Source organism: Streptomyces aureoversilis (assembly GCF_042657885.1).
Lineage (GTDB): Bacteria > Actinomycetota > Actinomycetes > Streptomycetales > Streptomycetaceae > Streptomyces > Streptomyces aureoversilis.
The window spans coordinates 103,415-123,183 of sequence record NZ_JBHSKJ010000013.1 but is presented as its reverse complement, the minus strand read 5'-3'; the positions used below and the strand labels follow the sequence as shown (position 1 = coordinate 123,183).

At 71.1% G+C, this 19,769-nt stretch carries 13 protein-coding genes and 1 tRNA gene; 9 read left to right on the top strand and 5 right to left on the bottom strand.

The features are described 5' to 3' along the window. Nucleotides 1–37: 37 nt before the first annotated feature. Entirely contained in the window at nt 38–703 is a 666-nt protein-coding gene (gene grpE, locus ACFPP6_RS22915) for a nucleotide exchange factor GrpE (protein WP_382045430.1), read from the bottom strand. Continuing rightward, nucleotides 700–2,556, bottom strand: a complete 1,857-nt coding sequence (dnaK, locus tag ACFPP6_RS22910; RefSeq protein WP_058047478.1) for a molecular chaperone DnaK — start codon at nt 2,554–2,556, stop codon at nt 700–702. Before dnaK ends, grpE begins: the two co-directional genes overlap by 4 nt. 272 nt (nt 2,557–2,828) lie before the next feature. Between dnaK and ACFPP6_RS22905 the strand changes: the two genes are divergently transcribed. The 4 genes from ACFPP6_RS22905 (at nt 2,829) to ACFPP6_RS22890 (ending at nt 10,780) form a co-directional block, all read left to right on the top strand. Then, on the top strand, nt 2,829–5,930 hold the full coding sequence (locus ACFPP6_RS22905) for an NACHT domain-containing protein (protein ID WP_382045426.1): 3,102 nt from the start codon (nt 2,829–2,831) through the stop codon (nt 5,928–5,930). A 129-nt stretch (nt 5,931–6,059) separates the two neighbouring features. Then, nucleotides 6,060–8,360, top strand: coding sequence for a (Fe-S)-binding protein (locus ACFPP6_RS22900; RefSeq protein WP_382045423.1), 2,301 nt, complete (start codon nt 6,060–6,062; stop codon nt 8,358–8,360). A gap of 159 nt (nt 8,361–8,519) precedes the next feature. Next, on the top strand, nt 8,520–9,527 hold the full coding sequence (locus ACFPP6_RS22895; protein WP_382045420.1) for a hypothetical protein: 1,008 nt from the start codon (nt 8,520–8,522) through the stop codon (nt 9,525–9,527). 230 nt (nt 9,528–9,757) lie between these two features. After that, complete coding sequence (locus tag ACFPP6_RS22890) at nt 9,758–10,780, top strand: Yip1 family protein (protein WP_382045417.1); 1,023 nt, start codon at nt 9,758–9,760, stop codon at nt 10,778–10,780. Nucleotides 10,781–10,876: 96 nt separating this feature from the next. On the opposite strand, the gene ACFPP6_RS22885 is transcribed toward ACFPP6_RS22890, so the two are convergent. The 3 genes from ACFPP6_RS22885 to ACFPP6_RS22875 form a co-directional block, all read right to left on the bottom strand. After that, entirely contained in the window at nt 10,877–11,374 is a 498-nt protein-coding gene (locus ACFPP6_RS22885; protein ID WP_179081575.1) for a phosphoribosyltransferase, read from the bottom strand. 28 nt (nt 11,375–11,402) lie between these two features. Next, nucleotides 11,403–11,978 (bottom strand): dCTP deaminase, encoded by a 576-nt coding sequence (gene dcd, locus ACFPP6_RS22880; RefSeq protein ID WP_058047472.1) that lies wholly within the window; start codon nt 11,976–11,978, stop codon nt 11,403–11,405. 92 nt (nt 11,979–12,070) lie between these two features. Continuing rightward, nucleotides 12,071–12,235 carry a hypothetical protein gene (locus ACFPP6_RS22875; protein ID WP_173864874.1) on the bottom strand — a complete coding sequence of 55 codons (165 nt, stop codon included), beginning with the start codon at nt 12,233–12,235 and terminating at the stop codon, nt 12,071–12,073. 261 nt (nt 12,236–12,496) lie between these two features. On the opposite strand from ACFPP6_RS22875, the gene ACFPP6_RS22870 reads away from it, so the two are divergent. The 5 genes from ACFPP6_RS22870 to ACFPP6_RS22850 all read left to right on the top strand — a co-directional run bounded on the left by ACFPP6_RS22870 (nt 12,497) and on the right by ACFPP6_RS22850 (nt 19,763). Next, nucleotides 12,497–12,570, top strand: a tRNA-Gly gene (locus tag ACFPP6_RS22870). A gap of 107 nt (nt 12,571–12,677) precedes the next feature. Beyond that, nucleotides 12,678–14,588 carry a serine/threonine-protein kinase gene (locus ACFPP6_RS22865; protein WP_382045412.1) on the top strand — a complete coding sequence of 637 codons (1,911 nt, stop codon included), beginning with the start codon at nt 12,678–12,680 and terminating at the stop codon, nt 14,586–14,588. 86 nt (nt 14,589–14,674) lie between these two features. Next, entirely contained in the window at nt 14,675–15,634 is a 960-nt protein-coding gene (locus ACFPP6_RS22860) for a hypothetical protein (RefSeq protein ID WP_382045409.1), read from the top strand. Further along, entirely contained in the window at nt 15,622–18,543 is a 2,922-nt protein-coding gene (locus ACFPP6_RS22855; RefSeq protein WP_382045406.1) for an ATP-binding protein, read from the top strand. Before ACFPP6_RS22860 ends, ACFPP6_RS22855 begins: the two co-directional genes overlap by 13 nt. Next, nucleotides 18,540–19,763 carry a hypothetical protein gene (locus ACFPP6_RS22850; protein WP_382045403.1) on the top strand — a complete coding sequence of 408 codons (1,224 nt, stop codon included), beginning with the start codon at nt 18,540–18,542 and terminating at the stop codon, nt 19,761–19,763. Before ACFPP6_RS22855 ends, ACFPP6_RS22850 begins: the two co-directional genes overlap by 4 nt. The last annotated feature ends 6 nt before the right edge of the window (nt 19,764–19,769 follow it).

Below are 19,769 nucleotides of genomic sequence, written 5' to 3'. Positions count from 1 at the left end.
CTCCTTCCGTTCCCTGCGGTGATTCATCGGGTCAGCGTCAGCCCTTGTCCGGGCCACCGCTCTCCTCTTCGGAGCCGGAACCGGCGTCCTCGCCCTCGCCCTTGGCGCCCTGGGCGCCCGGCTGGGGCTCGGCGACGGCGACCCGCGCGGGGCGGATCGTGCGCTCGCCGATGCGATACCCCGGCTGCAGAATCTGCACGCACGTGGTCTCGGTCACGTCGGGCGCGTAGCTGTGCATCAGCGCCTCGTGCACCAGCGGGTCGAAGGGCTCGCCCTCCTTGCCGAACTGCTGCAGCCCCATCTTGGCGACGATCGTCTCCAGGGACTCGGCGACGGACTTGAAGCCGCCGACGAGCTCGCCGTGGTCACGGGCGCGGCCGATGTCGTCGAGCGTGGGCAGGAGCTCGGACAGGAGGTTCGCGACGGCGATCTCCTTGACCGTGACCCGGTCCCGCTCGACCCGGCGGCGGTAGTTCTGGTACTCCGCCTGGAGGCGCTGGAGGTCCGCGGTGCGCTCGTTGAGCGCGGCCTGGGCCTGGTCCAGCTGGGCCTTCAGACCCACCTCCACCAGCTCTTCGCCGGAGGGGGCAGAGCCCGGGCCCGCCTTGTCGGCGGACCCGGCGCCCTGCGCCGCTTCCTCGGAGTCGGCGGCGTCGGAGGGGCCTTCAGGCTTCTCGTCAAAGCCCGGGGTCTCCTCCGTCACGCCGCACCGCCCTTCGGCTTGTCCTCGTCCACGATCTCGGCGTCGACGACGTCGTCCTCGGCCTTGGCGTGGCCGGCACCGGCGCCCGCGCCCTCGGCGCCGGCGGCACCCTGGGCGGCCTGGGCGTCGGCGTACATGGCCTGGCCCAGCTTCTGGGAGACGGCGGCGACCTTCTCCGTGGCGGTGCGGATCTCGGCCGTGTCCTCGCCCTTGAGCTTCTCCTTCAGCTCGGTGAGGGCGGTCTCGACCTCGGTCTTCACGTCCGCCGGGACCTTGTCCTCGTTGTCCTTGAGGAACTTCTCGGTCTGGTAGACGAGCTGCTCGCCCTGGTTGCGGGACTCGGCGGCCTCACGGCGCGCGTGGTCCTCCTCGGCGTACTTCTCGGCCTCTTCGCGCATCCGGTTGACCTCGTCCTTCGGCAGCGAGGAGCCACCGGTGACGGTCATCTTCTGCTCCTTGCCCGTGCCGAGGTCCTTCGCGGTCACGTGCATGATGCCGTTGGCGTCGATGTCGAAGGCGACCTCGATCTGCGGGACCCCGCGCGGGGCCGGCGGCAGGCCGGTCAGCTCGAACATGCCGAGCTTCTTGTTGTACGCCGCGATCTCGCGCTCGCCCTGGTAGACCTGGATCTGCACGGACGGCTGGTTGTCCTCGGCCGTCGTGAAGATCTCGGACCGCTTGGTCGGGATCGTGGTGTTGCGCTCGATGAGCTTGGTCATGATGCCGCCCTTGGTCTCGATGCCGAGGGACAGCGGGGTCACGTCGAGGAGCAGGACGTCCTTGACCTCACCCTTGAGGACACCGGCCTGCAGGGCGGCGCCGATGGCGACGACCTCGTCCGGGTTGACGCCCTTGTTGGCCTCGTTGCCGCCGGTCAGCTCCTTGACGAGCTCGGCGACGGCGGGCATGCGGGTGGAGCCGCCGACGAGGACCACGTGGTCGATCTCGGAGAGGGCGATGCCCGCGTCCTTGATGACGTTGTGGAACGGGGTCTTGCAGCGCTCCAGCAGGTCCGCGGTGAGCTGCTGGAACTGGGCGCGCGTGAGCTTCTCGTCCAGGTGCAGCGGGCCCTCGGCGGAGGCCGTGATGTAGGGCAGGTTGATCGTGGTCTCGGTGGACGAGGACAGCTCGATCTTGGCCTTCTCGGCGGCCTCGCGGAGGCGCTGGAGGGCCATCTTGTCCTTGGACAGGTCCACGCCGTGACCGTTGGCGAACTGCTTGACCAGGTAGTCGACGACGCGCTGGTCCCAGTCGTCACCACCGAGGTGGTTGTCGCCGTTGGTGGCCTTGACCTCGACGACGCCGTCGCCGATCTCGAGCAGCGAGACGTCGAAGGTGCCGCCACCGAGGTCGAAGACGAGAATGGTCTGGTCGTCCTTGTCGAGACCGTAGGCCAGGGCGGCCGCGGTGGGCTCGTTGACGATGCGCAGGACGTTCAGGCCCGCGATCTCGCCGGCCTCCTTGGTGGCCTGGCGCTCGGAGTCGTTGAAGTACGCCGGGACGGTGATGACCGCGTCCGTGACCTTCTCGCCCAGGTACGCCTCGGCGTCCCGCTTCAGCTTCTGCAGGATGAAGGCGCTCATCTGCTGCGGGTTGAAGTCCTTGCCGTCCAGGTTGATCTTCCAGTCAGTGCCCATGTGGCGCTTGACGGAGCGGATCGTCCGGTCGACGTTGGTGACAGCCTGGCGCTTGGCGACCTCGCCGACGAGCACCTCGCCGTTCTTCGCGAAGGCGACGACGGACGGCGTGGTCCTGGCGCCCTCGGCGTTGGTGATGACGGTGGGCTCACCGCCTTCGAGAACACTGACGACGGAGTTCGTCGTACCCAGGTCGATGCCGACCGCACGTGCCATGTCGATTCCTCCAGCTGACTTGAGTGGAACAGGCTCAAGCGTGCAACACGGATCCGTCCCTGTCAACGGAGCTGAGTCGGGTGGACTCAAGTCTTATGCGGGCCTTATACGCAGAGTGGCCGTGCGCACCCGCAACCGGGGGCGCGCGGGGAGCACACGCAGGGCGCGCCGGGAGAGGCCCGCTGCGGTTCGCCGAGCCCGGTGCGGAAAGGGGGGCGCGTTCACGTTGCGGATGGTTCTAGCCTGCGATTCTCGGGGGAGGGGGACCGCAGATGTGGGACCAGTTCCAGCAGTGGGGCGTGGGAGCAGGGCTCTTCGTCCTCGGCGTCATCGCCGCCGTGGCCAAGAGCTGGCTGGGCGCGAAGCTGAAGGCTTTCGCCGAATTCCTGTACGGCAGGCTCGCGGGCAGCCCGATGCTCCGCCGCACCGCCCTGGCGCGCTACATCCGCGCCGTGCACGACCGGCACGACAAGTTCGCGGTCTCCTTCCAGGCCGACGACGACCTCAAGCTGCCGATGGAGTCCGTCTACGTCCCCCTGCGCTTCGCCGCCCCCAGCGGCGCCACGGCGGGGGCGGCCGGGGTCTCGGGCGGCGGCGGCCGCAGACCCGGCGGGCCGGCCGCCACGCTGCGGCAGGGCCGGCACTCCGTGGTCCTCGGCGTGCCGGGCGCCGGCAAGACGATGCTCCTGCGGCACGAGATCCTCGTGTGGGCCCGGCAGCGGCTGCGCCCCGCCCGGCGCCCCGGCAAGCAGCCACGCGTCGACCTCGGCGACATCGGCGGCATCCCGGTCCTGCTGGAGCTGCACCGGCTCAACAACAACCTCGACTGGTCGCTCGAGGAGCACATCGTCGACCACTTCAAGCGCCACAACTTCCCCAGCGCGCACAACTGGGTCAGGCGCGCCCTGCGGGAGGGCCACCTCACGCTCTACTTCGACGGGCTCGACGAGGTCACCAGCGCCCACCGTGACGCCGCGGTCGAGAAGATCAGGGAGTTCGCCCAGGTCCACGCGTCCTGCCGGATCGTGGTCACCTGCCGCGTCGCGGTGTACGAGGCGCAGTTCGCCGAGCAGTTCCACCAGACCCTGCGGGTCGAGGACTTCGACGAGCACCTGATACGCCGCTTCCTGGGCGGCTGGCCCTGGCCCGAGGGCACCGCGACCGAGACGGTGGAGCAGCTGATGGCGGCCCTGCGGGACACCCCGCAGCTGATGCCCCTGGCGCGCAACCCGCTGCTGCTGACGATGATCGCCTACCTCTACAGCTACGTGTACGCGGGCACCGACCAGGTCCTGCCGCACACCCGGGCCGACTTCTACAAGCAGGTCGTCGACAACCTGCTGATCGACCAGCGCCGCCGCCCCACCTTCGCCCACCCGCTGAAGAAGGCCGTCCTGCACCACCTGGCACTGGCCGCCCAGGACACCCCCGCGGCCAACCACGACCGGCTCGCCCTGCCCGAGCAGAGCGTGCTGGAGACCGTGCGGTCCGTCCTGAAGGCCAAGGGCAGGCCGACCGAGCTCGACAAGGACGTCCTCAAGGAGATCGTCGACCGCAGCGGCCTCCTGCTGGCCGTGGACAACGGCGAGCGCTACCAGTTCGCCCACCTCACCCTCCAGGAGTACCTGGCGGCCGGCCTGCTCGCCGGCGACCCCCTGGGCCTGCTGCGCCGCTACGGCAAGGACCCGCACACCTGGCGGGAGACGGTGCGGCTGTGGTGCGGGGTGGAGGAGCGCGACTGCACCGAGGTCATCCGGACCGTCTACGCCCAGGACCCCCTGCTGGCGTTCCAGTGCCTCGCCGACGCGCACATGGTGGACGACACCCTGGCCGACGAGATCATCGGCCACTTCCGCGACCGGCTCGGCAGCGAGTCCAGCAGCGACCAGGCGGTCATCGCGGCGTTCGGCCTCGTGGCCGCGGACCGCCGCCCGCGCGGCGTCCAGGTCTTCGACTTCCTGCGGCAGACCGCCCACAGCGACGACCGCGCCCGCGCGACCGCGGCCTGCCACGCCCTGGCGGCGACGCACCTCCCCCGGGCGGCGGACGTCCTGGCGGGCGGCATCCCGTGGTACGCCGCGGGGCCCGCCATCACCGCCATGGGCGACATCGCCGTACCGGTGCTGAAGCGCCTGGCGGCACAGGGCCAGCCGCAGGCGCTCGAGGCCCTGTGGGCCATCCGCACGCCGCGTGCGGCGCTCGCCCTGAACACCCTGCTGTGGGCGGACGCGAGCAGCCAGATGACCTCCCTGTGCGCCGCCTACCTCGGCGAGCTGCTGTCCGTTCCCGAGATCGAGGCGGAGCTGCGCACCGCACCGGTGCCGGCGGCCCCCTACGACTGCCTGACCTGGGTGTGGCGCCCGTTCTCCCACGGCCCCGGGGACGCCCTCGTCGCCATCGCCGGGCGCATCGCCGCCGTCTTCGTCCGGGACCCGATGCTGCCGCTCCCCCTGCCGGAGCCGCTCCCCCCGGACCCGCGCATCGTCGCGGCCCTGAGCCTCGTCCAGTACACGGCGGACGGCCCCCGCGAGGTCCTGACGCACGCCCCCCGGGTCGAGAAGGAGCTGGTCCGGGAGCTGCAGCGGGTCCTCGGGGCGCGGGGCAGCATCCGGTACGTCTTCACCCAGGACAGCGCCTCGGTCTACCGCCGCCAGCTCGCCCTCCACCTGGAGACCCACTACCTGCGCCCCGGCACGCCCGACATGGACAGCCGGGACCAGGACGCCCTGCTCACCACCACCCTGGCCGTGCTCCGCGAGGCGGGTCTGAACGCGCTGCGGATGCGGTTCCTGAGCGCCCTGCCCCGGAAGCTGCGGCTGCGGGCGGCGATCTGCCTGGCCCTGGCCGACTTCGCCGACCAGCGGAGCTGGGACACCCTGCCGGAGCGCCCCCTGAACACGGCCTACCGCTACGTCCGCAGCTGGCACTACCGGCTGATCGTGCTGCTGTGCATCGCCACGTCGGGGGTCGCCGTCTGGGGCGCCATGGCGCACACCACGAACTCCTGGCAGTGGGCGAACCTCGTGCCCGAGGCGGCCATCGTCCAGATCGTCCTCGGCTGGTCGTACCTCCTGCGGAACGGCGTCGTCCGGGAGACGGGCCTGTGGGTCAACCGGGGCCTGCTGAGCCGGCGGACGATCACGCGCGGCGGCGGCCGCCTCTGGAACCTCCGGACCTACGGCCTGCTCGTCTGCGTCCCCGCCTACTTCCTCGACGTGACGGCGGTGCACTGGGGGCTCCTCGGCGCGATCGGCCTCGCGCTGGCCACCACCGCGGCCTGCACGGCCCTGCACCTGCGCGCCCGCTGCATCGAGCGGGACGTCCGCCTGCGGACGCATCCGGTCCGCCGCCTGGTGCTGCCCGAGCTCCACTGAGGGTGCCCTGAGCGACACAGATCACCGGCGATGCGGCTATATCGCGCGCGGGAGAGTGAGTAGTCTCGTACGGACTGGATAAGTTACTAGACAGTAATCCCGCTCTCGCAGGTTCGAGGAGCCGTTCCCATGCAACTCGCCGCGATCATCGTGTCGCTGGTCCTAATCGCGGTCGGCGTAGCGCTGTTCGGCCGTGCCATCCTGCAGATCTACCGCTTCATGCGGCTCGGCCAGCCCGTCCCCGCGGGCAGCCGGACCGGCGAGCCCGTGCAGCGCACCGTCACCGTGGCCAAGGAGTTCCTGGGCCACACCCGGATGAACCGCTGGGGCATCGTCGGCGTGGCGCACTGGTTCGTGGCGGTGGGCTTCTTCTCGCTGCTGCTGACGATCGTCAACGCCATAGGGCAGCTGTTCAAGGCCGACTGGATCCTGCCGGTCATCGGCGACTGGGCCCCGTACAACGTCTTCGTCGAGTTCCTCGGCACGATGACCGCGCTGGGCATCCTGACCCTGATCGTCATCCGGCAGCTGAACCGGCCGGGCAAGCCGGGCCGCAAGTCCCGCTTCGCCGGCTCCAACACCGGCCAGGCGTACTTCGTCGAGGCCGTCATCCTCATCGTCGGCGTCTGCATCTTCATGCTGCACGCCCTCGAAGGCGCCCAGCACCACGTGGACGGCTACGAGGCCTCGTTCTTCATCTCGTACCCGGTCGTGTCGTGGCTGGAGGGGATGGACGTCTCCACGCTCCAGAACCTCACCTACTTCTTCGCGGGCCTGAAGATCGCGACGTCCTTCATCTGGATGATCACGGTCGCCCTGAAGACCGACATGGGTGTGGCCTGGCACCGCTTCCTCGCCTTCCCGAACATCTGGTTCAAGCGCGAGGACTCCGGCGACGTGGCGCTCGGCGCCCTGCAGCCGATGACGAGCGCCGGCAAGCCGATCGACTTCGAGGACCCGGGCGAGGACGACGTCTTCGGCGTCTCCAAGGTCGAGGAGTTCTCCTGGAAGGGCCTCCTCGACTTCTCCACCTGCACCGAGTGCGGCCGCTGCCAGTCGCAGTGCCCCGCCTGGAACACCGGCAAGCCGCTGTCCCCGAAGCTGCTGATCATGGCGCTGCGCGACCACGCGCACGCCAAGGCGCCGTACCTGCTCGCGGGCGGTGGCAAGGACGCCGAGGGCAACGAGAAGGCGACCGAGGAGCAGCTGAAGGACGTCCCGGCGGCGGCCCTGGCCGAGGCCGAGCGCCCGCTGATCGGCACGCTCGAGGAGAACGGCGTCATCGACCCGGACGTGCTGTGGTCCTGCACCACCTGCGGCGCCTGCGTCGAGCAGTGCCCGGTCGACATCGAGCACGTCGACCACATCGTCGACATGCGCCGCTACCAGGTGATGATCGAGAGCTCCTTCCCGTCCGAGGCGGGCACGATGCTCAAGAACCTGGAGAAGAAGGGCAACCCCTGGGGCCTGGCGAAGAAGCAGCGCCTGCAGTGGACCAAGGAGGTCGACTTCGAGGTCCCGGTCGTCGGCAAGGACATCGAGGACCTCACCGAGGTCGACTACCTCTACTGGGTCGGCTGCGCCGGCGCCCTGGAGGACCGCGCCAAGAAGACCACGAAGGCCTTCGCGGAGCTGCTGCACATGGCGGGCGTGAAGTTCGCCATCATGGGCGGCGACGAGGCCTGCACCGGTGACTCCGCCCGCCGTCTGGGCAACGAGTTCCTCTTCCAGCAGCTCGGCCAGCAGAACGTCGAGATGCTGAACATGGCGTTCGGCGAGGACCCGGAGGAGGGCGTCAAGGTCGAGAAGGCGAAGAAGAAGATCGTCGCGACCTGCCCGCACTGCTTCAACACCATCGCCAACGAGTACCCGCAGCTCGGCGGCGAGTACGAGGTCATCCACCACACGCAGCTGCTGCAGCACCTGATCGACGAGGGCAAGCTGGTCCCGGTCACGCCCGTCGAGGGCCTGATCACGTACCACGACCCCTGCTACCTGGGCCGTCACAACAAGGTCTACACGCCCCCGCGCGAGATCATGGACAAGGTCCCGGGCCTGCGCCAGCAGGAGATGCACCGTCACAAGGAGCGCGGCTTCTGCTGCGGCGCCGGCGGCGCGCGCATGTGGATGGAGGAGCGGATCGGCAAGCGCATCAACAACGAGCGCGTCGACGAGGCCCTCTCCCTCAACCCGGACATCGTCTCCACCGCCTGCCCCTTCTGCCTCGTCATGCTGACCGACTCGGTCAACGGCAAGAAGAACGACGGCAAGGCCAAGGAGTCCATCCAGGTCGTGGACGTCGCCCAGCTCCTGCTGGAGTCGGTCAAGACGCCCGCGGCGCCGGAGGAGGACGGCAACGGCGACGAGGGCAACGGCGGCGACGGCGAGCCGGCCGGCGCTCCGAAGCCGGACCCGGAGCCGGTGAAGTAGGCGCTCTCGAAGCAGGCCCCTCCGCAAGGACGCACGGCCGGTACCCGCGACGGTCCGCGGGCACCGGCCGCTGCCTTTTCATGATCCACTTGATGGCGGGGGACACAGAGGAACACCGAGGAACACCGACCGGAAGTGAATCAGGGGGGAGCGCGTGTCATGCAGAACGCGCTGACGCAGGCCGTACGCGCGAGTGCGGTCCTGACCTACGCCGCCGTCGTCGCGGCATGCGTCTGGGCAGCGGGCATCGACTACCAGCCCGCACCGCACACCGGGGTCCTCATCTGCGTGTGGGCGGCGGCGGCCGCGTGGGTCCAGCGGGCCGTGCTGCTGTGGGTGCGGCGCTGGGACGGGCTGCGCAAGGAGCGCGCGGAGGTCAAGGCCGTCCTGGAGAAGGAGACGGGCCGGCGGGCGGCACGCCGCGTCCAGCAGAGCCGCTTCCGGCCGGTGCCGGACTCCTTCGCCTCCACGGCCCTGTCCAAGGCCCGGCAGCTGGCCGTCTCGGCCCTCGCCCTCGTGGCCTCCCTGACCGCCCTCAGCCTGCACGGCATGCCCGGCTCCGACAGCCGGCAGACCGCCATCCAGCACGCCGGGGCCGAGGTCGCCGTCGCGACCGTCGTGCAGGCGCGTCTCCTGGAGAAGGAGTACGACGACGACAATCCCGAACTCGTCCGGGGGTACGTGTACGAGCTGACGGTGACGGTCCCGGGCAGCACGGCGAAGCTCGCCACCGGCAGGACGACCTACCACGACCCCGTCCGCGAGGGCGGCCTGCTCACGGCCCTCTGGGCACCGGACGACCCCTCGCTCGGCGCGTACCTGGGCGGGGAGGAGAAGTTGCGGCGGCTGGCGGCCGGAAAATGGCAGCCGAACCTGGAGGGCAGCATCGTCAACGCGATCGCCCTGATCGTCGGGCTGTGCCTGCTCCCCTTCGTGCTGCTCTTCTCCCTGGCGGTCGGGGGCCCCTCCCTGCGTGCGCTCCCGTGGTCACCGGGCATGCAGTCGGTGCACGCCGCCGTCGCGGTGCTGGCGGCCTACGGATGCACGCCGGCGCTGCGCGGGGAGGACCCCTCGGGCACCGCGCAAGCCCTCCTGCAGGCGGGCGGCTGGGTCCTCCTCGGTGGCATGATCTTCTCGCCGGTCTACGCGGTGGTGAAGCGGCGGTGAAGAGCGGCTGAGGCCGCGGAGGCGGCAGGTGCGGCGGGGGCTGCGGGTACGGCGGGGAGCGGCAGGTACGGCGGGCGCGGGAGGTGCGGCCGTGACGGCGAGCGCCTCACCAACCCCCGATATTTCCCTTAGGGGATGTCACAGCTCGGCCGCAATGGCGGGCCCGTTCTCCCGGGCCCGTCTCGGCACTCTCAGGGAGCGGGTACGTTCGAAGCGTGGCTGGATTCAGGATGGGACGCGGACAGGGCTCGAACGACCCCGGCCCCGCGCAGCAAGGACAGCGCCCGGGACAGTACCGGGCCCCGCACGGCGGCCAGGGCGGCTACGCCGGCGGCAGTGGCGCGGGCGGCGGCGGCCAGTGGCAGCAGCAGCCCCCGCCGTACGGCGAGCCGGAGTACTTCGGCGCCGGCGGCGGCCCGCAGGGGCACGGCCACGGCCCGGGCCCGGGCCACCAGCCGTACGGCCAGGGCGGCTACGGCCACGGGGGCCAGGGAAGCCAGGAACAGGACCCGTACTACGGGCAGGGCCACGGCCCCGGTGGCGACGACCCCGGCCACACCCGGCAGTTCAGCATCGGCGAGGGCCCCGACGCCTACGGCGGCGGCCAGGACCCGTACGGCCAGGGCGGCTACGGCGGCCAGGACCCGTACGGCGGCCAGGATCCCTACGCCGGGCACGACCCGTACAACAACGCCCCCGCACCGCCCCCGGGCCCGCGCCTGCCCTGGAAGCAGCTGCTGACGGGCATAGTGATGCGCCCGTCCGCCACCTTCTGGCAGATGCGCGACCACGCCGTGTGGATCCCGGCCCTGATCGTCACGTTCGTCTACGGCCTGCTCGCCGTCTTCGGCTTCGACAAGGCCCGCGAGGACGTCCTCAACGCCTCGCTCGCCAACAGCCTGCCGTCGGTCCTGATCACCGGCGTGGTCATGGTGCTCGCCGGCCTGCTGCTGGGCGCGGTCACCCACACGCTGGCCCGGCAGCTCGGCGGCGACGGCATGTGGCAGCCGACGGTCGGCCTGTCGATGCTGATCATGGCGATCACGGACGCGCCGCGCCTGCTCTTCGCCATGTTCCTCGGCGGCGACAACCTGGTGGTGCAGGTGCTGGGCTGGGCGACGTGGCTGCTCGCGGGCTACCTGTTCACGTCCATGGTCAGCAAATCGCACGACATCCCGTGGCCGCGGGCGCTGGGGGCGTCGGCGATCCAGCTGATCGCGCTGCTGTCGATCGTGAAGCTGGGCACGCTCTGATCACTTGCAAGCAAAAGCTGAGGCCCTTGTCCCCGCCGCGACGGCGGGGACAAGGGCCTCAGCTTTTGCTTGCTTCGCTTGCTGCGCCTGCTGCGATCAGGCGTCGAGGACCTGGCCCTCACGACGCACGACCGGCGGCTCGACGGACCACGGGAAGTTGATCCAGTCCTCGGTGCGCTTCCAGACGTACTCGCACTTCACAAGGCTGTGGGACTTCTCGTAGATCACTGCGGAGCGGACCTCGGCCACGTGGTCCTTGCAGAAGTCGTGCACCAGCTTGAGGGTCTTGCCGGTGTCCGCGACGTCGTCGGCGATCAGAACCTTCTTGTTCGTGAAGTCGATCTTGTCCGGGACGGGGGAGAGCATGACCGGCATCTCCATCGTCTCGCCGACGCCCGAATAGAACTCCACGTTCACCAGGTGGATGTTCTTGCAGTCCAGCGCGTAGGCGAGACCGCCCGCGACGAAGACGCCGCCACGCGCGATGGACAGGATGATGTCCGGCTCGTAGCCGTCGTCCGCGATGGTCTGCGCCAGCTCACGGATGGCCTCCCCGAAGATCGGGTAGGTCAGGTTCTCGCGGATCTCACTCACTGTTGCTCTTCGCCTTTTGCTCTGCTGCTCAGACCTGGGTGCGGTGGAAATTCTGGAAGGACCGCGAGGGCGTGGGCCCACGCTGTCCCTGGTAGCGGGAACCGTGCTTCGCGGACCCGTAAGGATGCTCGACGGGCGAGGTCAGGCGGAACATGCACAGCTGCCCGATCTTCATCCCCGGCCACAGCTTGATCGGCAGCGTGGCCATGTTCGACAGCTCCAGCGTCACGTGACCGGAGAAGCCGGGGTCGATGAAGCCGGCCGTCGAGTGCGTCAGCAGGCCGAGCCGGCCGAGGCTGGACTTGCCCTCCAGTCGCGAGGCGATGTCGCCGGGGAGCGTGATGACCTCGTACGTCGAGGCGAGCACGAACTCACCGGGGTGCAGGATGAACGCCTCGTCGCCCTCCGGCACCACCTCGCGGGTGAGGTCCGCCTGCTCGACCGCGGGGTCGATGTGCGGGTACCGGTGGTTCTCGAACACCCGGAAGTAGCGGTCGAGCCGCACGTCGATGCTCGACGGCTGCACCATCGATTCGTCGAACGGGTCGATCCGCACGCGGCCTGCGTCGATCTCGGTCCGGATGTCCTTGTCTGAGAGAAGCACGGGTCGAGGATACGCGGAGAAGACGGACAACGCGGGCCCGGTCCGAGCGGACCGGGCCCGCGCCGCTTGATCACCGTCCGCCCGGCGCCCGCTCAGCGCTTCTGCAGGGCCACCGGAACGGAATGCCGCAGCCGGGCGCAGCGCGGGCAGCGCAGCAGCCGCCCCGGGCCGATCCGGTCGGGTCCGAGGTGCTGCATCGGGAACGAAGCGGTGCTGAAGACGTGCCCTTCGGCACAACGAACGACGGTGCGCTCCATAGAGCTCCCTTTCCCCATTCACGTGAAAGACAAAAGCCACATTAGGGGATGTACGGGACTCGCTCCTACGCGGCACTCCCGGCAGTCCCCCACCGGCTCCCGCCGCCCCACGGTACGCCCCAACTCCCGGCCCCCACGCACGCATCCCCACCGGCCCCACACTCTCCACACACAGCACGAAGGCCCGCACGGTGAGTGCACCGGGGGCCTTCGATGGGGTAGAGTGTGCGAAGATGAGGCGCCCCTGAAACAGGCGCCCTCGCGGGTGTAGTTTAATGGTAGAACATGAGCTTCCCAAGCTCAGAGCGCGAGTTCGATTCTCGTCACCCGCTCCAAAGACGTAATTGTCATCAAAGGAAGGCCCAGGTCAACGACCTGGGCCTTGTTTGTTTACCCTGGGCCGCCGGATGCGGCGGCCAAGTCTGACGGAACGGAGCGTGCGGTGACGGCGGGGGAAGCGAACGGCGACGAGCTGATAGGCAAGGTCCTCGGCGGCCGTTACCGGGTGACCGCGACGATCGGGCGCGGCGGCATGGGAGTGGTCGCCCGGGCGGTGGACGAACTGCTCAACCGGGAGGTCGCCGTCAAGGTCCTGCGGGCCTTCACCGACGCCGCCGAGGCCGAACTGCTCGACCTGCGGACCCGGATGCAGCGGGAGGCGCAGGCCGCCGCCCGCATCCGGCACGGCGGCGTGGTCACCGTGCACGATGTGACCGAGGAGCAGGGCCTGCCGGTCATCGTCATGGAGCTCGTCGACGGGCCCTCGCTCGACGACGTGCTGGAGAAGCGCGGCGCGCTGGAGCCGCACGAGGCCGCGGCGATCGGCGCCAAGCTGATGGACGCGCTCGACGCCGCGCACCGGGCCGGCGTGCTGCACCGGGACGTCAAGCCGGCGAACGTGCTGCTGGAGCACGGCGAGCGAAGCGAGATGGGGGTCCCCCCGGCCGGAGGCTGGGGGAGGGTCGTGCTCACCGACTTCGGCATCGCCAGCATGGAGGCCGCCGGCGACGAGGCCATGGCCAAGCTGACCCAGAGCGGCCAGATCATCGGCTCCCTCGACTACCTGCCGCCGGAGCGCGCGCAGGGCCGGGAGCCGGGCCCCGCGTCGGACATCTGGTCGCTGGGCATGACGCTGTACGCGGCCGTGGAGGGCACGTCGCCGTTCCGCCGGACGTCCGTGTGGTCCACGCTCTCGGCGATCGTCACCGAGCCGCTGCCGGAGCCCCGGCGGGCGGGGGCGCTCACGCCCGTGCTGCAGGCGCTGATGGCGAAGGAGCCGGAGCACCGGCCGACCGCGGACCAGGCGCGCGAGATGCTGGAGCGGGTCGCGGCGGGCACGACGCCGAGCACGGCAAACGCGGCGAACACGGCGAACACGGCGGGCCTCATGCCGCAGGCGCCGGCGCCGGCCCCCTCCCCCGCGCAGGCCGTTGCCCCGGCGCCGCCGCCGGGATTCGGCGCCGCGCCGTCGTTCACGGGACCTTTCCAGCAGCCTTCGCCGCAGGCTGCGCCGGGGACTTCGCCGCAGTCTCCTCCGCCGCCCTCGCCGCAGCCGTTCCCCCAGTCCCCGTACGCCGGCTATCCGGCGCCGGGCCCGCTGCACACACAGCCCCCGCAGTCTCCACACTCTCCGCAGCCCCCGCACCTTCCGCAGCCCGGCGCCGGCGCACCGGCCGCGGGTCACGCCCCCGCCGCGGGTCACTCCTCCGTCGCGGGTCATGCCGCGCCCACTCCCCCTGCCGGTCCCGGCCGCGCCGCAGCCGGCCGCGGACGGCGCCGCAGCCGGACCCTGATCGCGGCGGCAGCCGCCCTCGTCGTGCTCGCGGGAGGCGGCGTCACGTACGCCCTGACCGGCAACGGCGGCAAGAAGAACGACGAGCCCCCGGCAGCGGCGCCGGCGGCGGCCGGATCGCCGTCGGCCGGCGAGCAGCCGAACGAGGGCGGCGTGGCCACCGGTCTGCACTCCCCGGGCGCCTCGCCGTCCGCGAGCCCTTCCAAGAAGCCGTCCGGCTCACCCTCGCCGTCGTCGGCCTCGCCGTCGGCCAAGCCCAGCGCCTCCTCGGCCAAGCCCAGCAGTTCGGTGCCGACGACCTGCAGCGGCTGGAGCCACCACGACCCGAAGCCGGGCACGTACGGATACGTGTCCGGCGATCGCCACGTCCTCAACGGGCCCTACAAGGTCTGCGGCTCCGTGTCCCCGGTCAAGAGCGGCACGAAGGTCTGGTTCCACTGCTCCGTCGAGAACTCGTACGGCCACAAGTGGATTTACCTCCGCATCGAGGGGACGAAGACGGCGGGCTGGATGTCCGCCGACACCATCATCCGGCAGAGCGGGCAGACGGTCCGCTGCTAGCGCGCTGCCCGGCGTGAAATTCCGATAAGTTGCCGTGCCAAGCGATCAACGGTCTTCTTACGTCAGACCCCGATGCGGAGTACGACATGAGCACTTATCCGGGCGGCACCGCCGGACCGGCCGGCTGGGCGGCCTCGGCGGCCTCCGGCCCCAACGGCTCCTATCGGAACCAAACCCTGAAGTACCAGCAGGTCGAGCTGAGCTTCGACGAGTCGGTCACGCTCCGGACGGTCTTCGGCCTCTGGGCGACCGCGGCCTTCGCCTCGATCCTGGTGACCTTGACCGTCTCGCTGTTCGTCCTGCTGACGAACGACTGGGACCTGGACGCCGCCGAAACCGGCCTCAACGTAGGCGGAACGCTGGGATTCATCATCTTCTGGGTGATCCTGCTCTTCTCCTCCTTCACCGAACCCGTCTCGGAGTGGCGGACCCTGCTGGAGGACAAGGCGCAGGCCTCCCCCTCCGCCTACGCGGCGATCTACGGCGCGCTGTCCCACCGCCGTATCCCGGTGACGGCCGTGCCGTCCCGGATCCGCAGCGACATCCTGCAGCCGGAGGTGGTCAGCAACCGACTGGTCGTCAGCAGCGGCCGGTACGTCGCCTATATCTCCGTCTTCGAGTACGGCACCAGCCTCTACCTCGGCTGGACGATGTGGCGCATCCGCCCCGGCGCGGTGATCATCGGTACGTACTTCAAGGACCTCGTCGGCGGGTTCTTCGGCCGCACCGGTGACGTCAACCAGATGCTCCGTACCGAGCGGCCGCGTGCCATGCGGGAAGCCGTGCACTCGGCGGTCCGGGAAGGCGTGGAGATCGCGGTCCAGGGCATCGAGGTGCCCATCGCCTCGACCTTCGGGCAGGACCTCCCGATCATGACCGCGCCCGGCCAGGGTCCCGCCGGCCCGCCGGCTCCGCCCGCGCCGCCGGTCATGCCCGTCGCGCCCGCCGCGCCCCCGGTGCAGCCCGTGCCGCAGCCCGTACCGCCGCACCCCGCGCCGCCGGCTCCGCCCGCGCCGGGCGGAGCCGCTTCCCCGTGGACCAGCTGAGCAGCATGAACCAGCAGAGCGACAGGACGCCCCCGCCGGGCGTCCTGACCGTCGGCAACGGCACGTCGGTGTGGGCCTGGGCGGCCGTCCGTATCGAGGCCGCCGCCGACCTCACCGAGACCAGGGAGTACGCCGAACTCCCCGAGGAAGAGCGCCGGATCAAGGCGGTCACCGCAGAGGCGGCCTGGCTGGCGGGCCAGTGGGACACCCGCCATGACGCGCGCATCGAGCTGCGGTACCTGACGGACCCGGCCGAGCGGCGCATCTCGTGCGCGCTGCTGGCCCGGGTACGCGGGGACGACCCGCACGATCCGGCCGCGGCGCAGGAGTCCGCGGTCGCGGCGGCCATCGCGCTCCGCGACCGGCTGGCACAGCTGCCGCACCACGTGCACGCCGCCCCGGTCGGGGACGCGGCCGAAGTGGCGCGGTGGCTCACGCCGTTCACCCCCGACCCGGCCGGCCTCGCCGAGATCCGCAAGCGCTACCGGACGGGCCTGCCCAACCGGCCCGACGCGGGCGTGCAGTACTACCTCGCCCCGCAGCCGTTCACCGCCGCGGCGCCGCCGTGGGACGCGCTGTGGCAGGCGCTCGCGGCACACCCGTACCCGCTCATGCTGACGGTCGGCCTCGAACCGTACCGCGTGCCCGACGACCTCGGCCCGATGCTGCACCAGATCGCCACCCACTACGGGCGGCTGGGGACGCCGGGACAGCTGCCGGAGGGCCTGTGGGGCCCGGCGACCCAGCTCGCCCCGGACAACTTCGCCGTGGACGCCGCGAAGGTGTACGCGGACGCCGCGCGCCGCTACACCGACCGCGCCTTCCGCATCCGCATCGCGCTCGCCTCCCCGAACCCGCTCCCCGAGTCCCTCGCCGAACTGGTCGGCGCCACGGTCTCCCCGCAGGAACGGCCCGGCCAGGGCACCGCACTGACCGAGACCTTCACCGGCCCGGCCCACGTCGCCGTACGGCCGGCGCCGCCGGAACTGGCGGCGGCGTGGACCGGCATCACGACGCTGGAACACGCCCGCTGGGGCGGCGACCAGCGCTGGCAGCTGCCCGAACCGCTGTCGCCGCCGCTGCGTCTGCTCTCCGAGCTGGTCGACGCGCGGGAGGCGGGTGCGGCGCTGCGGCTTCCCCTCGCCGTGCACGGGCACATGACGGGCTTCCCCGTACGCAGGCCCGACATGGCCCTGGAAACCGACTACCGGCCGCGAGGACCCGCCATCGAACTCGGCCGGCAGCTGGTGCACGGCGCGCCGGCCGGGCCGCTCGGCGTGGAGCTGGGTTCCCTCTCGCGGCACGCGCTGTTCGTCGGGACGACCGGCTCGGGCAAGACCAACACGACCCTGGCCTTCTGCCAGCAGCTCTGGCGGGACCACAAGGTGCCGTTCCTCGTGCTGGAGCCGGTCAACTCCGAGCTCGACGACTACCGCTGGCTCGCCACCCGCCCCGGCTTCGAGGACCTCCTCGTCCTCACCGTCGGCGACGAGAACACGGCGCCGTTCCGGCTCAACCCCTTCGAGGTGCCGCACGGGGTCCGGATCAGCACCCACACCGCCGGGCTGCTCGCCTGCTTCGACGCGGCGTTCGGCCTCTGGGACCCCCTGCCGGCCATCTACAACAAGGCCCTGCGCAACACGTACGCGCGGAAGGGCATCGTCCCCACCGACGTCTCCACGCCCGCCCACGACGGGGCGTGGCCCACCCTCCGCGACTTCATCGCCGAGATGCGCAAGGAGTGCGACCAGCTCGGGTACTCCGGCGAGGTCAAGGACAACATCGTCGCCGCGTCCAGGCTGCGGGCCGAGTCCCTCGCGGAGGGCGCCTGCGGCAGCACGCTGGACTGCGCGCGCTCGTACCCCGTCGAGGAGCTCCTCAACCGCCCGGTCGTCATCGAGCTGGCCGGCGTCGGCGACAACGAGAAGGAACAGTCCCTCGTCACCGCGCTGATCCTGCAGACCATGACGGAGCACTACAAGGCGACCCGGCGGGGGGACGGCCTCTCCCACGTCACCGTCATCGAGGAGGCCCACCGGCTGCTCGGGCGCCCCGTCGCCTCCGGCGGGGACGGCAAGGAGGGCAACGCGCAGGCCCGCGCGGCGCAGGCCTTCGCCAACACGCTCGCCGAGAACCGCAAGTACGGGGAAGGCCTGGTGATCGTCGAGCAGGTCCCCGAGAAGCTCATCGAGGACGCGTACAAGAACACCAACCTGAAGGTCATGCACCGCCTGCCGTCCGCCACGGACCGGGAGCTGATCGGCGGCACGATGCGGTTCTCCCCCGACCAGGAACGGTTCGCGTCGTCCCTGGAACCGTTCCAGGCCTTCGCCCACCACGACGGCATCGACCGGCCGGCCCTCATCCGGGTCCCGAACGTACGCGCCGAGGCGGCCGCGGAGACCGGGGTCGCGCGGGCGTCGCTCGCCGGCAACGCGGAACTGGCCGACCGCTTCCGCGCCTTCGCCGCGGCGACACCGGGCGTCGACGCGGCGCTCGCCCCCTTCGCCGACTGCGAGGGCTGCCGGCACCGCTGCGCGTTCCGCTCGCGGGCGGCGACCGCGGTGTGGCCGGAGCACGGCACCGAGCTGAAGAAGCGCGTCGCCGACTATCCGAAGACCTCGGCCGCCCAGGCCGAGTGGTGGTCCCGTACGGCGGACTGGGTCGCGGAAATCGCCGACGCCGTCGCCCCGCCGGGCGCGGCGGCGGACGCGGTCGACGACTACCGCGCCTGCGTCTTCATCCACGTCGCCCAGGCGGCGTGGAAGAGGAAGACGCTGCCGTGGGTGCGTTTGTATCGCAGCAATGCGGGGGGTGGGGCTGGTGCTGGGGCTAGTGCTAGTGCTGGTGCTGGTGCCGGTGCCGGGGCTGGTGCCGGGGCTGGTGCCGGCGCGAGAACCGAGTCATGAGCGACCGCCCCACCGAGAGAGAAGAGCGCCCCGAGCAACCGTCGGCCCCGGAATCCGGGGCCGACGAGGCCCCGGAACCCACGGAGGCGCAGGACGCGCCCGAACCGTCCGCGTCTGAGCAGGCAGACTCGGCAGAGTCGGCAGGGCAGGCGGAGCAGGCAGAGCGACCTGAGCAGTCGCCCGAATCGGGCGACGCCTCCGACGGGAGCGGGGGTTCCGACGGGAGCGAGGCGTCCGACGCCGCGCCGGAGCCGACGGAGGCAGCGGAACCGGAGGAGCCGGAGCAGGCCGAGGAGCCGGAGAAGGCAGCGGACGCGGAGGCGGCGGAAGAGCCGGAGGAGTCAGAGGAGCCTGAGGTCCCCGAGAATTCGGAGGATCCGAAGGACACGGAAGGCGCCGAAGACGCGGAGGATCCGGAGGACACAGAGGAGCCCGAGGACTCCGAGGACGAGAAGGAGGACGAGGAGGACGAGGGCGAGGGCGAGGGCGAGGGCGAGGAGGAGCCTGAGGACGAGGACAAGCCTGAGGACCCGGAGGACGCCGAGGACCCCGAGGACGCTGAAGACCCCGAGGGCCCCGACGAGTCCGCGGAAGACGCCCCGGAGCCTGCGGATGTCCTCGACAAGGACGAGGCGCCCGAGCCGGCAGAACCAGCTGAGGCGGCCGAAGCGGCTGATCCGGCCGCGTCGTCGGAAGGCTCGCGGAACACACCCGAGTCCCCGGAAGCCGCCCCGGAGCCAGCCGGCGTCACGGAGGCCGGCCCGGGGTCGGGAGCAGCGGAAAGGACCCCGCGCGCCGAGACCCCGGACGACCCTGACGCAGCCCCCGAACCTGCCGAGCCTCAGGACACCCACGCGAGGCGTGCGCCGGAAAGCCAACAGGAGCCGGACACCGAGGCACCTCCGGGCTCGGAGCCCGAGGCGCCCTCAGCGACCGAATCCCCGGACAGCCCGGAGGAAGCCCCCGATCCGACCACTGGCTCAGAGGCCCCCAAGGACGACGCCCCCGCGGACCCGGAACAGGGCGGACAGCCATCCGGCGGCCGCCGCCCGCGTGACGTGCCGGACGACCTGGCCCCAGCGGACGGGGCGCTGGACGCCTTCGACGGGTTCGATCCCGGCCCCGAGGCCGACGACACATGGATCAGGCTGCGCTCCGGAAACAACCGGCGGATGTCCGTAACCTCGAACGAGGGCGACGGCGCCGCAGGCGCTGGATAGTGGCGC

Excerpts from the sequence above, each read along its gene's own strand:
- dnaK (WP_058047478.1), bottom strand. The coding sequence starts at position 2,556 with ATGGCACGTGCGGTCGGCATCGACCTGGGTACGACGAACTCCGTCGTC.
- ACFPP6_RS22860 (WP_382045409.1), top strand. The coding sequence starts at position 14,675 with ATGAGCACTTATCCGGGCGGCACCGCCGGACCGGCCGGCTGGGCGGCC.
- ACFPP6_RS22875 (WP_173864874.1), bottom strand. The coding sequence starts at position 12,235 with ATGGAGCGCACCGTCGTTCGTTGTGCCGAAGGGCACGTCTTCAGCACC.
- ACFPP6_RS22905 (WP_382045426.1), top strand. The coding sequence starts at position 2,829 with ATGTGGGACCAGTTCCAGCAGTGGGGCGTGGGAGCAGGGCTCTTCGTC.
- ACFPP6_RS22900 (WP_382045423.1), top strand. The coding sequence starts at position 6,060 with ATGCAACTCGCCGCGATCATCGTGTCGCTGGTCCTAATCGCGGTCGGC.
- ACFPP6_RS22850 (WP_382045403.1), top strand. The coding sequence starts at position 18,540 with ATGAGCGACCGCCCCACCGAGAGAGAAGAGCGCCCCGAGCAACCGTCG.
- ACFPP6_RS22890 (WP_382045417.1), top strand. The coding sequence starts at position 9,758 with ATGGGACGCGGACAGGGCTCGAACGACCCCGGCCCCGCGCAGCAAGGA.
- ACFPP6_RS22895 (WP_382045420.1), top strand. The coding sequence starts at position 8,520 with ATGCAGAACGCGCTGACGCAGGCCGTACGCGCGAGTGCGGTCCTGACC.